This is a genomic window from Stenotrophomonas maltophilia group sp. Smal12, from assembly GCF_037079935.1.
Lineage (GTDB): Bacteria > Pseudomonadota > Gammaproteobacteria > Xanthomonadales > Xanthomonadaceae > Stenotrophomonas > Stenotrophomonas sepilia.
This window is the reverse complement of sequence record NZ_JBAWUK010000013.1, coordinates 20378-36331: the sequence shown is the minus strand read 5'-3', so window position 1 is coordinate 36331 and position 15954 is coordinate 20378. Positions and strand designations below refer to the sequence as shown.

The window sequence follows — 15954 nt, the reverse complement described above, 5'->3', positions numbered from 1 at the left end:
TTACTTGACGCCGTGCATCAGCTTGTTGATCAGCGGGGCGATCAGGAACAGCACCACGCCGGAGCCGATCAGGGCCCAGAACCCGAAGGTATACCCCTTCAGGGCCGACTCGACCGTCATGCCGCCTTCACCACTGACCACGCCAGCGAAGATGCCCGACAGGTTGTTGCCGATGCCGGTGGACAGGAACCAGCCACCCATGCCGAAGCCGACCAGGCGCACCGGGGCCAGCTTGGTCACCATCGACAGGCCGATCGGCGACAGGCACAGCTCACCCACGGACTGGATGACGTAGACCATGAACAGGGTCCAGAACGGGATCTTGCCGTCCACGACCATCTGCGACAGGGCGAACATCAGCAGCGCGAAGGCGGCGCCGTTGAACAGCAGGCCCAGGCCGAACTTGCGCGGAATGGACGGATTGGCGCGGCCCATCGCCACCCAGATCCAGGCGATGACCGGGGCCAGGGTGATGATGGCCACCGAGTTGACCGACTGGAACCACGCGGTCGGGAAGGTCCAGTCGCCGAACTGGCGGTTGACGATGTTCTCGGCCAGGAAGGTGAACGAGCTGCCGGCCTGTTCGAAGAACATCCAGAACATCACGTTGAAGGCGAAGATGATCAGCATCGCGATCACGCGGTCGCGCTGCACCTTGCCCTCGCGGATGCCCTCGACCAGCAGCAGCACGGCCAGGGCCGTGAACATCGCGCCCAGGATCCAGGCCAGCGCGGTGGCGCCGGTGGCCAGCAGGAAGTACGCGACCGGGATGGCGACCACGGCACCGGCCAGCACCATGATGATGCGGCCGAAGCCTTCAGCGCCGGCCGGCGGTGCGCCGATGCCCTTCAGGCCGGCACGACCGATGTAGAACCACACCAGCGAGATCAGCATGCCCACGCCCGAGGCGATGAACACGACCTTGTAGGACGGCATCGCATCGGTACCGAACACCTTGCGGGCCAGGAACTCGGTCAGCACCGGGGCGATCATCGCGCCGATGTTGATGCCCATGTAGAAGATGGTGAAGCCCGAATCGCGGCGCTCGTCCTTCAGGCCGTACAGCTTGCCGACCATGGTCGAGATGTTGGGCTTGAACAGGCCGTTGCCGACGATGATCGTGGCCAGGCCGAGCTTGAAGATGTGCTCCTGCGGCAGCGAGATCATGAACAGGCCGGCGGCCATGATGATCGCGCCGGTCAGGATCGAGCGCTGGTAGCCCAGTACCCGGTCGGCCACGTAGCCGCCGAAGATGGCCGCGGCGTACACCAGGGCCAGGTAGGCGCCATAGATGCGGCTGGCGTCGCCTTCACCGGCAGCGCTGCCGTTGTAGAACTGGGCAACGATGTAGAGCACCAACGCCCAGCGGATGCCGTAGAACGCAAAGCGTTCCCAGAACTCGGTCATGAACAGCATCCACAACGGGCGCGGGTGGCCCAGCGTGGTCTTGAAGTCCGGCAGTGCCGGCTCTGGGGTGTTCGCAGTGGCGTTTACGCTCATGCGGATTTCCTGGTTCGGTGGATGACGAGCACGTCCGCTGTGCAGTTGGAGCAACGCGCGAGGATCACCGACTTCTGGCGTTCACGTCAAATACACGCCGTTTGAGGCAGGTGGCAGCCTGCTCCCTGAACTTGCATCTGAAACGATCCAGCCGCGGGCCGGGAACCAAGCTGAATGGGGATCAGCCCAGCGCTGCCGGGGGCACGGCCTGCAGGCTGGTGCGCACCTGGAACAGCTCGGGGAAGAAGGTCAGTTCCAGCGCCTTGGCCAGGAAGCCCACGCCGGACGAACCGCCGGTGCCGCGCTTGAAGCCGATCACCCGCATCACGGTGCGCATGTGTCGGAATCGCCACAGCTGGAAGGCCGTCTCCAGGTCCACCAGGTCCTCGCACAGCGCGTACTCGCGCCAGTAGCGGTCGGTGTCCTGGTAGATGCGCTCGAAGACCGGCTGCAATGCGTCGTCGGCCACGTGCGGCTGGGTCCAGTCGTGGGCCTCGTAGACCGCCGGCACTGCATGGCCGAAGCGGGCCAGGTACTTCAGGAATTCCTCGTACAGGCTGGGCGCCTCCAGCACGGTGCGCAGCTGCGCCTGCCCGGCCGGGTCGTGCTCGAACACCTGCAGCATCTGCGCGTTCTTGTTGCCCAGCAGGAACTCGATGTAGCGGTACTGCAGCGACTGGAAGCCCGACGACGGGCCCAGCACGTCGCGGAAGCCCATGTATTCGGACGGGGTCAGCGTTTCCAGCACCGACCACTGCTCGGTCAGCTGGCGCAGCACCTGCTTGCTGCGCGCCAGCACCTTGCGGCACTGCCAGACTTCATCGCGCTGCAGGAAGCCGATCGCGGCACGCAGTTCGTGGCCCAGCAGCTTCAGCCACAGCTCCGAGGTCTGGTGCTGGATGATGAAGAGCATCTCGTCATGGTGCGGCGGGCTGGACAGCGGCTGCTGCGCGCTGAGCAGCTGGTCCAGCCGCAGGTAGCCGCCGTAGGTCAGGCGCCCCTGCAGGTCGGTGTGGATACCAGCTTCGAGATCGCGTTGGTTGTTGTCGACGGACATGGGTGCGGCCAGATCGGGGGCGGCAAGGGTAGCGCGTTGCCAGCCGCGCGGGCAGCCGCGCCGTCCATTACCGGGGCGTGCGGTGCCCCGTGGAGCATTGGCCGATGCGGGCCCTGCGCGTGGAACCGATCGGGTCGTTGCGCCAGCGGTCAGCCAGAGGCGTATTCTGATGCTTTGCAGCAACGACTGAATACGTTGTTGTTATTGGCCCCCCACCCGCCGGCAGGGGTAAAACGGGGAATCTCCGTGTTGCGGCGCAGGAAGGCTATTCCGTACGCGTTCCTTAACATGGCGATTCATATCATTTGTAACTTCTCTGTCGAAGGTGCAGTACGCAATGACGGTTGCCGCTGAATTCAAGATCGAATACCTGCAGTACCTGGACACGGACGGCACGCTCGTCCGTGACGACCTGCCCGCGTCGCTGCGCGACCCCAAGGTGCTGGTACCGCTGTTCAAGCAGATGCTGTTCGTACGTACGTTCGACAGCAAATCCATCGCGCTGCAGCGCACCGGCAAGCTCGGCACGTATGCCGCCTGCCTGGGCCATGAAGCCGCGCACGTGGGTATCGGCGCGGCGATGCAGAAGGACGACGTGTTCGCGCCTTCGTACCGCGAGTATGGCGCGATGTTCATGCGTGGCGTACGCCCGCACGACGTGCTGATGTACTGGGGCGGCGACGAACGCGGCAACGATTACGGCGGCAACGCGGCCAGGGACTTCCCGTTCTGCGTGCCGATTTCCACCCAGTGCCTGCATGCGGCAGGTGCTGCGCTGAAGTTCAAGCTCAACAAGGAACCGCAGATCGCCGTGGCGGTGTGCGGCGACGGCGGCAGCTCCAAGACCGACTTCTACGCGGCACTGAACTCGGCCGGCGCCTACAAGCTGCCGCTGATTCTGTGCATCGTCAACAACGGCTGGGCCATCTCGGTGCCGCGCTCGGCCCAGACCGGTGCCGAAACGCTGGCGCAGAAGGGCCTGGCGGGCGGCCTGCACTGCCTGCAGGTGGACGGCAACGACCTGATCGCGGTGCTGGCGGCAATGGAACAGGCGCGCGAACGTGCGCTGGCCGGCGACGGTGGCACCGTGCTGGAACTGATGACCTACCGCCTGTCCGACCACACCACCGCCGATGACGCGCGCCGCTACCGCGACGACGCCGAAGTGAAGGATGCCTGGCAGCGCGAGCCGATGCTGCGCCTGCGCAAGTACCTGATCAACGCCGGTGTGTGGAGCGAAGAAGAGGAAACCGCCTGGGTCGCCGAGTGCGGCACGCGCGTGGACGAGGAAGTGAACCTGTACCTCAACACGCCGGTGCAGCCGGTCGAGGCGATGTTCGACTTCCTGTATGCCGATCCGCCGCCGGACCTGCTGGCCCAGCGTGCCCAGGCGATCGCCCTGGAGAAGCGCCATGGATGAGATCAAGAACGGCGCGCCCGGCGCGCACACCAACGCCGCCGACAGCGCTGCGGTCGCGCGCGGAGATGACAGCATGACCACCACCCCGATCACCCTCATCGAAGCCATCACCCAGGCCCTGGCCTGGGAGCTGGAACACGACCCGTCGGTGCTGGTGCTGGGCGAAGACGTGGGCGTCAACGGCGGCGTGTTCCGCGCCACTGCCGGCCTGCAGCAGCGCTTCGGCTCGGACCGCATCCTCGACACCCCGCTGGACGAAACCACCATCGCCGGCCTGACCATCGGCCTGGCCGCACAGGGCATGAAGCCGGTGGCCGAAGCCCAGTTCGACGGCTTCATGTACCCGATGGTCGACCATATCGTCTGCCATGCCGCACGCCTGCGTTACCGCACGCGTGGCCGTCTGCACTGCCCGATGGTGCTGCGCGTGCCGTGGGGCGGTGGCATCCGCGCGCCGGAACACCACAGCGAAGCCAACGAGGCGATCTTCACCAACGTGCCGGGCCTGCGCGTGGTGCTGCCGTCGTCGCCGCAGCGTGCCTACGGCCTGCTGCTGGCTGCGATCCGCGAGCCGGATCCGGTGATCTACATGGAGCCCAAGCGCATCTATCGCCAGTACAAGGAAGTGGTCGTCAACGACGGCGAAGCGTTGCCGCTGGACGTCTGCTTCGTGCTGCGCGATGGCACCGACGTGACCCTGGTGACCTGGGGCGCGCAGGTGAAGGAAGCCCTGGAGGCGGCCGACAAGCTGGCCGGCGAAGGCATCAGTGCCGAAGTCATCGACGTGGCCACGCTGCGCCCGCTGGACTTCGCCACCATCGCCGAATCGGTGGCCAAGACCGGCCGCTGCGTGATCGTGCAGGAGGCCCCGAAGACCGCAGGCTTCGGCGCCGAGATCGCCGCGCGCCTGGCCGAGGAATCGATCTACGACCTGCTGGCCCCGGTCGAGCGCGTTACTGGCTACGACACCCACATTCCGCTGTTCCGCCTGGAAATGAAGTACCTGCCGAGCGTTGAGCGGATCGTGGCGGCGGCCAAGCGCGCGGTGGCGGCCGGCTGACATGCGGGCCCGCCTTCTGGGGGCTTACCGCAGCCAGTATCCCAACCCGCTCCGGTTCCACACCGGCCAGATCGTCGAAGTAGGTGTACGTGACGAGGAATGGCCGGCGTTTGCCTGGGTACGCACCAACGATGGGCGCGCTGGATGGGCGCCCATTGCCTGGTTGCAGCTGCTGGACGAGGGTCGCGCCGAAGCCCTGTGCGACTACGACGCCCGCGAGCTGGATGTGGAAAGCGGCGAGATGGTGAAGCTTCATCACGAACACGGCGGGTGGTGGTGGTCCGAGCGCGCCAATGGCGCGACGGGTTGGCTGCCGGCCCGCGAACTGGAACTGCTGGAAGAGAACTGCAAATGAGCCAGACCAAGAACTTCAACCTGCCCGACCTGGGCGAAGGCCTGCCGGACGCGACCATCGTCGAGTGGTTCGTCAAGGAAGGCGATGTGATCAAGCTGGACGAGCCGCTGGTGTCGATGGAGACCGCCAAGGCCGTGGTGGAAGTGCCCTCGCCGTTCTCCGGCAAGGTGCTGAAGCTGTCCGGCGGCGCCGGCGACATCATCCCGACCGGCTCGGTGCTGGCCAGCTTCGAACTGGACCCGAACCTGCCGCAGCGTGCCGATGGCCAGGACACCGGCCACAGCCATGGCCACGCCGCACCGTCGGCGCCGACCCCGCCGCCGCTGCCTGCCGCAGCCGCACCGGTGGTCGCGGAAGAAGCCAAGCCCGCCGCTGCCGAGCGTGACGACGCCGGTACCGTGGTCGGCGCGATGCAGAGCTCCAACGCCGTGCACGCCGAACAAGCACTGGCCGTCGGTGGCGTCAAGGCCGTGCCGGCCGTGCGTGCGATGGCGCGCAAGCTGGGCGTGGACCTGAGCCGCGTGGCCGCTACCGGCACCGATGGCGCGGTGACCATGGCCGACGTCAAGCAGGCCGCCGCCAACGGCACCGCCAAACTCGGCGCCGCCCCGGCACCGGTTGCTGCCGCGTATGCCGCGCCGGCCCCGGCGCAGGTGTCTGCTCCGGTGCAGAGCGAAGCCCGCACCCCGCTGTCCGCCGCCGGCAAGCCGATGCGCACCCAGCCGCCGGGCGTGGTCGCCAAGGGCCAGCCGGAACCGCTGAAGGGCGTGCGCCGCAACATGGCCCGCGTGATGGCCGATGCGCACAGCAAGGTCGTGCCGACCACGCTGAACGACGACGCCGACATCCACGCCTGGCTGCCGGGCAACGACGTCACCGCCCGCCTGGTGCGCGCCATTGTCGTTGCCGCGCAGAAGGTGCCGGCCATGAACGCCTGGTTCGACGGTGAAGCACTGACCCGCACCCTGCACGCGCAGGTAGACATCGGCATCGCCGTGGACACCGACGACGGCCTGTTCGTGCCGGCCCTGCGCAATGCCGACATGCTCGACGCACGCGGCATCCGCGAAGGCGTCAACCGCCTGCGCGAGCAGGTGGAATCGCGTTCGATCGCCGCCTCGGAACTGAGCGGCTACACCATCTCGCTGTCCAACTTCGGCATGTTCGCCGGCCGCTACGCGACCCCGGTCGTGGTGCCGCCGTGCGTGGCCATCGTCGGTGCCGGCCGTGCCCGCCACCAGATGACCCCGGTGATGGGCGGCGTGGAAGCGCACAAGGTAATCCCGCTGTCGGTCACCTTCGACCACCGCGCGGCGACCGGCGGCGAAGCCGCCCGCTTCCTGCGCGCGATGATGGACGACCTGGCGCTGGCCAGCTGATCGGCCACCACCTCTGAAGCACAAGGAACGCCGGGCAATGCCCGGCGTTTTTTTGTGCCGCTCTACTGTAGAGCCGAGCCATGCTCGGCTGCGTTGCAATGTATCCACGTCATGCGTGGATGAAGGCAAGAAGCAAGCCGAGCATGGGCTCGGCTACAGATCGCCTGCGATCAATCGCGCGCGACCATACCCTCGGCACGGCTGTACACACGCAGGCGATGACCATCCGGATCGGCGCCGACGAAGGTGTGGCCGAATTCCAGCGTTGTTGGTGCCTGCAGGATCTGCACGCCCAGCGCGCGCCACGCATCGTGCATCTGCTGCACGGCGTCGGGGTTGGAGACCACCATCGCCAGTTCGGCGGCACCGGCCTGCGCGGACACCGGAGGCTGCACGTCATCGCGCTGCCACAGGCCGAGTGCGGCACCATCACCGAGCAGGAACAGCGCAAAGCCGGGCGACTGTTCAACCGGTGGTTTGCCGAGGATGCCACTGTAGAAGGTTGCGCTGGTGGCGACGTCGTGCACGTACTGCAGCAGGGTGCTGGGCGTGAACATGGGGAAGCTCCGTTGTTGGGAGCATTCATGGTGGTATGGGCCTGCTGACACATTCTGTCAGTAGAGGGGACTACCGGTAGAGTCGACTCTACCCCCCGCTCTCGGCTGTTGCTGTGGTTATGAGCGATCCAGCCAGTCCGGCGCGATGCCCTGGGCCTTCTGCCAGCGCCGCAGCAGGGTGGCGCGCGGCACGCGGTAGCAGTCCTCCAGCACACGCACCTGGCGGATGCGATCCAGCCGGAAATGGCGGAAATCCTCGCGGCTCTCGCACCACGCCGCCAGCATCGGCACCTCATCGAAGTAGCCCAGCGCGAACGGCCAGACGACGCGCGCGCTGCGCTGGCCGTGCGCATCCTCGTAAGCGAACTTCAGGCGCTGCTGCGATCCCACGGCTTCGCGCACAGCCTGCAGGCGTGCTGCCGGCACCTTGGCCGCAGCACGCGAAGGTCCCACGCGCAGGCCACTGTCACGCAATGCCTCGCGGCGTGCCGCAGGCAACACATGGGCGATACGCGCCAGGGCATCACGTGCGGCCTCGGCCAGCGCCGGCTCGGTGCGCGCGGCGACCCAGCGCAGGCCCAGCACCAGCGCGTCGATCTCGGCCGGTGGCAGGGTCATGGGAGGCAAGGTATCGCTGGGTGCCAGCTGGTAACCGACGCCGGCCTCGCCACGCAGGTCGGCGCCCTGCTCGCGCAGGGTCTCGATATCGCGGTACAGCGTGCGCAGGCTGATGCCCAGCGCTTCGGCCAGCGCCTGCCCGGCCACCGGCCGTCGATGACGGCGCAGCAGCTGCAGCAGCTGGGTCAGGCGCAGCGCTCGCGACATCAGCCGACCAGCGTGCGCGACGCCACCACGTGCTCGCCCGGCTGCGGGGCCAACGCAGCCTCGACCAGCGCCCTGGCAATCTCGGTGGCCGGATTGATCCGCCACGCACGCGGCAAGACCGGCCCCAAAGCGCCCAGCACCGTCAGCGCCAGGCGCTCGCCACGACGCACCTCGTTGCGCTCGCCCCCGATCAGCCCTGGGCGGACCAGGGTCAACGAATTGAAGCCCAGCGCGCGCAGGTCCCGCTCCAGCTCCCCCTTCACCCGGCTGTAGAAGATCGACGACTGTGGGTTGGCGCCGGCTGCGGAATTCAGCACATAGGTCTGCGCCCCCTGTGCTTTTGCCAGGCGTGCGAACGCCAACGGGTAGTCATGATCGATGCGATGGAAGGCCTCGCGGCTGCCGGCCTGGGCGATGGTGCTGCCCAGCGCGCAGATGACCGCGTCAACGCGCGCCCATTCTGGCGAAGTGGGCAACGCTTCGAATGCCAGCACCGGGTTCTCCAGCTTCCCGTGAGTCAACGCCAGGGGGCGGCGGGTCGGGGCAACCACGGCGCCGCAGCGCGGGTCGTCCAGCAGCCTGCGCAGGGTCAGCCCACCGACCAGGCCGGTCGCCCCCAGCAACATCACGCGCATCACCACCTCCACTGCGGCATCCTATCGCCCATCCTAGCCGTTCAAGCCCTCGGCGGCCGCGCCGATATGCTCGAACCAGTCCCTGCCAGCCCCAGGATTCGCTCCATGACGGACCAGCCCGACCACCGCCCTGCCCCCGGTACCGCCCTTGGGCCGCCGGCACGCGTGCGCGCGGTCGTGGACGATGGGCGGGGTGACCGCGTGGTGCTGCAGGGCGGCGGTGGCGTGGCCCTGCAGCAGCTGTTCGCGGGCGCCGATGCGCCGGAACCGCTGCTGGCAGCGTTCGCCAACGGCATGGCCACCCTGCCCGGCGAACTGGGCGACATGGGCGACCGCCTGCAGTCGGCACAGGCCAGCGCCGATTGGCCGCGCTATGGGCGCGCGATGCGGCAGCTGATCGACAAGTACATCCGTACCATCGAGCAGCATTCGCCGGACGGGCAGCCGGAAAGCCTGCGCCTGTCCGAGCAGCTGCGGCTGCTGCTGGGCGGTGCGGTGGTGGCCCTGCTGCAGCACGACCCGGACCTGCGCGAGCAGGCGCAGGCGCTGGCCCTGCGCCTGCGCCAATGGCAGCCGGGCACGGCCCTGGAACCAATCGAACAGGGCGTGCGCGAACTTGGCCACCAGGTCGGCGTGCGTGCCGAAAGCTGGCAGGAGCAGCAGGCGCTGCTGCTGGAGCTGTTCGCGCTGCTGCTGGAGAACGTCAGCGAGCTGCTGGATGACCGCAGCTGGCTGCAGGGCCAGATCGCGGCGGTGCGCCAGTTGCTGGACGGTCCGTTGGAAGCCGAGGCAGTCGAGCGCACCCGCGCCGAGTTGCGCGAAGTGATCTACAAGCAGGGTCTGCTGCGCCAGGGCATCGACGATTCGAAGGCGGCGATGCGTGGGCTGATGGGCGAGTTCATCGAGCGCATGGACGGCATGGCGACCAGTACCGGCGAGTATCACGACCGCATTGGCAGCTACGCATTGCAGCTGCGCGAGGCGCGCAGCATCGCCGACCTCAACCAGCTGCTGCAGGAGGTGATGCGCGATACCGGCAAAGTGCAGCAGCAGGCCGCACAGGCCCGCGATCACCTGGCCAATGCGCGGCAGGAAGTGGAGCGTGCAGAGCAGCGCATTGCCGAGCTGGAGCAGGAACTGCGCGCCGCTGGTGACCTGGCACGCATCGATCCACTGACCCAGGCGCTGAACCGCCGTGGCCTGGACGAACTGCTGGAGCGCGAGCTAGCCCGAGCCGCGCGCAACAACTCACCGCTGGGCGTAGCGGTGATCGACCTGGATGATTTCCACCAGACCAACGACGCGCACGGGCATGCCGGTGGCGATGCGTTGCTGCAGCACCTGGTGGCCGTGTGCAAGCTGCTGCTGCGCGCCACCGACGGCATCGCACGGCTGGGCGGCGACGAGTTCGTGCTGGTGCTGCCGGAAACCCAGGGCGCCGACAGCATGGCCACCGTGCAGCGCCTGCAGCGCTCGCTGGCCCATCGCGTGCTGACCGTGCAGGAGCAGCGCGTGCCGGTGCATTTCAGCGCCGGGCTGGCGCAGTGGCAGCCCGGTGACGATACCGAAACCCTGCTGCGGCGCGCCGATGACGCGCTGTATGCGGCCAAGCGGCAGGGCAAGAACCGCGTGCAGGCGGGCTGATGATCCAGCGTGCAGACGCTGTAGCGCCCGAGCCCATGCTCAGGCGGCGGCGCGCAGCGCCGTAGAGCAGCCGAGCGTGGGCTCGGCTCTACAGATCATTTCCCGCGCAGCTTCTGGAACCCGGTCACCGCTGCCAGCACGATGGCGCCGGCGATGATGCCGACCACCATGTTGCCCACCGCGCTCACCAGCCAGCCCCACTGCCCTTCGCCGCCCAGCGCCTGCACCGCGTGGTGCAGGGCCGGCACGTTGTGCACCAGGATGCCGCCGCCGACCAGGAACATGGCGATGGTGCCGGCCACCGACAGGAACTTCATCAGCCACGGCGCCGACGCCACCAGCCCGCGACCGAAGGCGGCAATGGCACCGCCCTTGCGCGACAGGTACAGCCCAACGTCATCGAGCTTGACGATGCCCGCCACCAGCCCATAGACGAACAGGGTCATCGCCAGTGCGACCACGCTCAGCGTGAGGATCTGGTTGGTGAACGACGCAGTGGCGACCACGCCCAGGGTGAGCACGATGATCTCGGCCGAAAGGATGAAGTCGGTGCGGATCGCGCCCTTCACCTTGTCCTTCTCCCACGCGACCATGTCTACCTGCGCGTCAGCCAGCGCCTTGCGGCGTTCGGCCTGGCGCTCGGCATCGTCATCGGAGGAATGCAGGAAGCGGTGCGCCAGCTTCTCCACGCCTTCGAAGCACAGGAAGGCACCGCCGATCATCATCAGCGGCACGATCAGCGGCACGTTCCAGCCGCGGCTGTGCAGCCAGGCTTCCAGCGCACTGATCGCCAGCGCCGCCGGCACCAGGATGACCTTGTTGACCAGCGAGCCCTTGGCCACCGCCCAGACCACCGGCAGTTCGCGGTTGGCGTTGACTCCGGTCACCTGCTGCGCGTTCAGCGCCAGATCGTCGCCCAGCACACCGGCGGTCTTCTTCGCCGCGACCTTGGTCAGGACCGAGACATCGTCGAGCAGGGAGGCGATATCGTCGAGCAGGGCAAACAGGCTGGCACCGGCCATGGGGCGTCCAAGAATGGGAATGAGCGGATTCTGACCGATCCGCCGGCCTCTGCGATAGCTGCGGGGTTCACCGCATGCCCACCTTCCCCCGGCGACACTGCCGAATCCGGACATAGCCGGCCAGCGGCCGGCACTACCGTCCTTGCCGCATGGGAGTTCCGCTTGAGCAATCCGCCCACCGCCAATGGCAATCCTCCGCTGGTCAAAGGCATGAACCGGCGCAGCCAGATCCTGCGCCTGCTGCTGCGCTACCGCCATTCGGGCGTGTTCTCCGGCATGAATCTGGACGCCGCCAGCAACCAGGCCGACGTGCCCGCCGATGGCAACCCGGAACAGTTCGTCAGTGACCTGGAGGCCCTGGGGCCGACCTTCGTCAAGCTGGGCCAGATGCTGTCCACCCGCCCGGACATGGTGCCGGTGGAGTTCGCCACCGCCCTGGAACGCATGCAGGAAAAGGTGGCGCCGATCCCGGTCGAGCGCATCCACGCCATCATCGAGCAGGAGCTGGGGGTGGGGGTGAACAAGCTGTTTGCCTCGTTCGATCCCGAGCCGTTGGGTTGTGCGTCGATCGCGCAGGTACATCGCGCGGTGCTGCACGATGGCCGCCAGGTGGCAGTGAAAGTGCAGAAGCCTGAAGTGGCCGCGCAGCTGCGCTCGGACCTGGAAGCGCTGCGCAGCTTTGCGCTGGCCGCCGATCATCTGACCCAGGTGGGCCGCCGCGTGCGCCTGCGCGACTGGCTCAACGAGTTCGCCAAGACCCTGATGCAGGAGCTGGACTACCACACCGAGGCCGAGAACCTGGCCCGCTTCGGACGGCATCTGCGGCCCTTCCGCCGCCTGTGGGTACCGCAGCCGATCTGGGACTACAGCAGCCAGCGCGTGCTGACCATGGAGCTCGCCACCGGCGTGCGTGTGGATGCGATCTCTGGCGTGCGCCGCACCGAGCAGGACATGGATCCGCTGGCAGCGGCGCTGATCCGCGGCTACCTGGACCAGATCTTCGTGCATGGCGAGATCCATGCCGACCCGCACCCGGGCAACCTGCGGGTGATGCCCGATGGCCGGCTGGCGATCTTCGACCTGGGCATGGTCGCGCACATGCCGCCGCGCCTGCGCGAGCGGCTGCTGAAGATCCTGTTCGCCGCCGTCGATGGCCGCGGCGAAGAAGTGGCCGACGATCTGATCAGCATCAGTACGCGGCTGGAGGCCTTCGACGAAGAGCGCTACCTGCGCGAGACCGGCCAGCTGATCGCGCGCTACGCCGCCAGTGGCAGTTTCTCCGAAGGCCGCGTGGTGCTGGACATGGTGCGCATCGCCACTGCCTGCGGGCTGCGCACGCCGCCGGAACTGAGCCTGCTGGGCAAGGCCCTGCTCAACCTGGAAACCGTGTGCCGGCTGCTGGCGCCGGAGCTGGACACGCGCCGCATCGTCGAGCGCCAACTGCAGCACGTGATGCGCGCGCGCCTGAAGAAATCCCTGTCGGCGGCCAACATCGCCAGCGAGGCGATGGAGCTGCAGCAGCTGCTGCGCGACGGGCCGCGCAAGCTGTCGGACATCATGGCGCTGCTGGCCGAGAACCGCCTGCAGATGAAGGTGACCGGGCTGGAAGAATCACGCCTGATGGAGAACCTGCAGAAGATCGCCAACCGCGTGGCGGCCGGCATCATCAGCGCCGCGTTGATCATGGCTGCGGCAATGATGATGAAGATCGACACCGGCTGGCACCTGTTTGGCTATCCCCTCATCGCACTGATACTGCTGTTGATCGGCGTGGTGCTGGGGCTGGGCATCGTTACCAGTGCATTGCTGTTCGATCGTCGCGCGCGGGCGCGCGAGGAACGCGGGCACCGCTGATGCATTGGCGAAAAGCCGCGTATTCATGCGGTTTTTAATGCAATCCAACGAAGCCTTTCACGCTCGTTTTACCTTCGCGGCGTGATTGCACGCGCATCCTTTCAACAAACATTTCAGTCAGCTTCGTGCATGCACTATCGGGTCATCGGCCTGTCATGTGGATGTGCTTGCAGCAGCGCCGGTCGGATGGACACGCGTCGGTACGACGTCCATCGCCACCACCCCGTCACTGCCGAAGCTGCCTATGCTCTGGATACTGCTGTTGTCGTTGTTGCTGCTGTGCTGGCTGTTCCTCGCGTCCGACAAGTGGGTGTGGTGGAAGGCCGGTGCATTCTCGCTGCTGTTGCTGATGCTCAGCGCGTGGTGGCTGATCGACAAGCTGTCCGGTGATGGGCTCAACGCCGCCACGCTTTATCACCTCGGCGCCGACATGGAAGGCGCTGGTGTCTCCGACTTCAAGGGCTACATCGCCGGCTTCATCGTGCTGGCGCTGGTCTCGCTGCTGCCGCTGTTTGCCACGCGGGTGAAGCGCTGGCGCCGGCCCGGCCACGGTGGCGCGCTGTTCGCCGGCTTCGCGACCGTGTGGGTGGCCACGATCCTGATCAGCCCGCTGGCCCGTGACGGCCAACGCCTCTACCAGCAGCTGCGCCCGGTCGATTTCGCCCGTATCGCCCCCGAGTACCAGGTGCCGACTCAACCGCTGCAGCGCCCGCGCAACATCGTATGGATCTACGGTGAAAGCCTGGAACGCACCTATCTGGACGAGGCCGTGTTTCCCGGCCTGATGCCCAACCTCAACCGCCTGGCGTCCAAGTCGCTTGACGTGCGTGGCCTGGCCTCGGCCGAAGGCAGCGGTTGGACCATCGCCGGCCTGGTGTCGTCAATGTGCGGCGTGCCGCTGACCACCTCGCAGGGCGACGAGAACAGCATGGACCGCATGGGCAGTTTCCTGCCCAAGGCGGTGTGCCTGGGCGACTACCTGAAGCAGCAGGGCTACACCAACCATTACCTGGGCGGCGCCAACGGCCAGTTCGCCGGCAAGGGCCAGTTCCTGGCCAGCCATGGCTTTGACGAAGTGCATGACCTGGCATGGTTCAAGCAGCAGAAGAAGATCGGCCGCATCCACTACTCGGCCTGGGGCGTGCACGACGACGTGCTGCTGGACACCGCCTACCAGCGCTTCGAGCAGCTCTCGCGCGCCGGTTCACCGTTCATGCTGACCACGCTGACCATGGACACCCACCACCCGGCGGGCCACCTGCCGGTGTCGTGCAAGGGCGAGCGCTACCGGAGCGGGTACGGCAACATCGGCCTGCTCAATGCACTCAAGTGCACCGACCGCCTGATCTCACAGCTGGTCGAGCGAATCCAGGCCAGCCCGTATGGGAAGGACACGCTGATCGTGATCGCCTCCGACCACCTGGCGATGCCCAACGATCTCAGCCACGTGCTGGCCAAGCAGAAGCGCGAGAACCTGCTGCTGTTCCTCGGCGACGACATTGCCCCGCAGCAGCTCAGTGCCGACGCTGGCACCACCCTGGATTCCGGTGCGACCCTGCTCAGCCTGCTGGACCCGAACCTGAAGACGATGGGCTTTGGCCGTTCGCTGATCGACCCGCAGCGCGCGCCCAGCGCCAGCGTGGCCGCACGCCGCGATGATGGCCGCGACTACCCGCAGTACCTGGCCTTCGCCCGTTCGCTGTGGCTGGGCCAGCCGACCCGCGAGCTGAAGATCGATGGCGATGACCAGGTGGTCGTTGGCCTGCAGCACGTGCAACCGCCGGTGCTGCTGGAGTACGACAAGGATTGGGGCCTGAAGTCCGTGTATCTGGAAAACACCTCGCGCCAGTTCGATGATGCCAACCCGGACAACACCCTGGCCTACGTCGACCGTTGCACCGCGTTCGAGGACGGCTCGGCCGACGGCGACTGGTGCGCCCTGCTCGTCAACCGCGACAATGGCATCAAGCTGTACCGCGACAACGACCTGCGCGGTGGCATCGCGGTGGATGCACCGCTGGATACGCTCCAGGGCCCGCGCCCGAGCGTACGCCAGGCACACATGATCACCCAGAAGGGACGCCGTACGCGTGCCGGCCAGTACATGCTGCAACTGGTGGCGAGCACGCGCCCGGACCGCGGCTTCTGGATCGAAGCGGTGTCCTCGCAGCGCAAGGTGGTGCTGGCCCAGCAGTGGGTGCAGCCCGATGCCAACGGCAAGATCAATGTGTCGTTCGGGCTGGATCACGAAGTGGACGATCTGGAGATCCGCGCGTGGTTGAACCACGCCGAGAAGCTGGCGGTGGATACATTCGCACTGGTGCCCTCGCGCAGCCGACCGCGGGGGTAGGGCTATTTGCAGGGCTGCGCCCTGCACCCGCTACAAACCGGAGCAACGGCAACAGCGTGCATTCCGTGGTTGGGCGGGGGGGGGGGGGGGGGGGGGGGGGGGGGGGGGGGGCGGCCCCGCGGCGTGGGGGGGGCGCCCCCCGCCCCCCGCCCCCCCCCCCCCCCCCCCCCCCCCCCCCCCCCCCGACGCAGTCTGCGGGGGTCCGGGTGGGGGGGCCCGTGTCCTCAATAATATATAATGATTATAAAAAATAAAAAATATTTATTATTTATATTTAAGTAAACATTAATAAAAAA

13 protein-coding genes are annotated in these 15954 nt (G+C 67.0%); 7 read left to right on the top strand and 6 right to left on the bottom strand.

Features of this window, described 5'->3' with window-relative positions; all coding sequences use genetic code 11:
• Entirely contained in the window at window positions 1–1500 is a 1500-nt protein-coding gene (locus WDC87_RS07960) for an oligopeptide:H+ symporter (protein ID WP_252744855.1), read from the bottom strand.
• 181 nt (window positions 1501–1681) lie between these two features.
• Window positions 1682–2557 carry a tryptophan 2,3-dioxygenase family protein gene (locus tag WDC87_RS07955; RefSeq protein ID WP_061480234.1) on the bottom strand — a complete coding sequence of 292 codons (876 nt, stop codon included), beginning with the start codon at window positions 2555–2557 and terminating at the stop codon, window positions 1682–1684.
• A gap of 337 nt (window positions 2558–2894) precedes the next feature.
• Between WDC87_RS07955 and pdhA the strand changes: the two genes are divergently transcribed.
• From pdhA to WDC87_RS07935, 4 genes are read left to right on the top strand one after another with little or no spacing between them, the layout of a single operon-like run.
• Window positions 2895–3977, top strand: a complete 1083-nt coding sequence (pdhA, locus tag WDC87_RS07950; protein WP_010482685.1) for a pyruvate dehydrogenase (acetyl-transferring) E1 component subunit alpha — start codon at window positions 2895–2897, stop codon at window positions 3975–3977.
• Window positions 3970–5037, top strand: a complete 1068-nt coding sequence (locus tag WDC87_RS07945; protein ID WP_005419896.1) for an alpha-ketoacid dehydrogenase subunit beta — start codon at window positions 3970–3972, stop codon at window positions 5035–5037. The genes pdhA and WDC87_RS07945 overlap by 8 nt, the downstream gene beginning before the upstream one ends.
• Before the next feature lies 1 nt (window position 5038).
• Window positions 5039–5392, top strand: coding sequence for an SH3 domain-containing protein (locus WDC87_RS07940; protein WP_005411349.1), 354 nt, complete (start codon window positions 5039–5041; stop codon window positions 5390–5392).
• Window positions 5389–6771 (top strand): dihydrolipoamide acetyltransferase family protein, encoded by a 1383-nt coding sequence (locus tag WDC87_RS07935; RefSeq protein ID WP_111008322.1) that lies wholly within the window; start codon window positions 5389–5391, stop codon window positions 6769–6771. Before WDC87_RS07940 ends, WDC87_RS07935 begins: the two co-directional genes overlap by 4 nt.
• Before the next feature lie 170 nt (window positions 6772–6941).
• Here WDC87_RS07935 and WDC87_RS07930 read toward each other — a convergent pair whose 3' ends face one another.
• From WDC87_RS07930 to WDC87_RS07920, 3 genes are all read right to left on the bottom strand, one after another.
• Complete coding sequence (locus WDC87_RS07930) at window positions 6942–7328, bottom strand: VOC family protein (protein ID WP_072168897.1); 387 nt, start codon at window positions 7326–7328, stop codon at window positions 6942–6944.
• 117 nt (window positions 7329–7445) lie between these two features.
• A complete protein-coding gene (locus WDC87_RS07925; protein ID WP_072168896.1) occupies window positions 7446–8153 on the bottom strand; it encodes a YafY family protein in 708 nt (235 codons plus the stop codon).
• Window positions 8153–8788: an NAD-dependent dehydratase gene (locus tag WDC87_RS07920; RefSeq protein ID WP_172412147.1), complete on the bottom strand. Its 636-nt coding sequence runs from the start codon at window positions 8786–8788 to the stop codon at window positions 8153–8155. The genes WDC87_RS07925 and WDC87_RS07920 overlap by 1 nt, the downstream gene beginning before the upstream one ends.
• Window positions 8789–8893: 105 nt before the next feature.
• On the opposite strand from WDC87_RS07920, the gene WDC87_RS07915 reads away from it, so the two are divergent.
• Complete coding sequence (locus tag WDC87_RS07915) at window positions 8894–10432, top strand: GGDEF domain-containing protein (protein WP_072168894.1); 1539 nt, start codon at window positions 8894–8896, stop codon at window positions 10430–10432.
• A 95-nt stretch (window positions 10433–10527) separates the two neighbouring features.
• Here the strand turns inward: WDC87_RS07915 and WDC87_RS07910 are convergent, their stop codons facing one another.
• Window positions 10528–11454, bottom strand: a complete 927-nt coding sequence (locus tag WDC87_RS07910; RefSeq protein ID WP_111008320.1) for a DUF808 domain-containing protein — start codon at window positions 11452–11454, stop codon at window positions 10528–10530.
• A 162-nt stretch (window positions 11455–11616) separates the two neighbouring features.
• On the opposite strand from WDC87_RS07910, the gene WDC87_RS07905 reads away from it, so the two are divergent.
• Together WDC87_RS07905 and WDC87_RS07900 are read left to right on the top strand one after the other, a co-directional pair.
• Window positions 11617–13308: an AarF/UbiB family protein gene (locus tag WDC87_RS07905; protein ID WP_069138724.1), complete on the top strand. Its 1692-nt coding sequence runs from the start codon at window positions 11617–11619 to the stop codon at window positions 13306–13308.
• A gap of 244 nt (window positions 13309–13552) precedes the next feature.
• Complete coding sequence (locus tag WDC87_RS07900) at window positions 13553–15658, top strand: phosphoglycerol transferase I (RefSeq protein WP_252744854.1); 2106 nt, start codon at window positions 13553–13555, stop codon at window positions 15656–15658.
• Window positions 15659–15954: the final 296 nt, after the last annotated feature.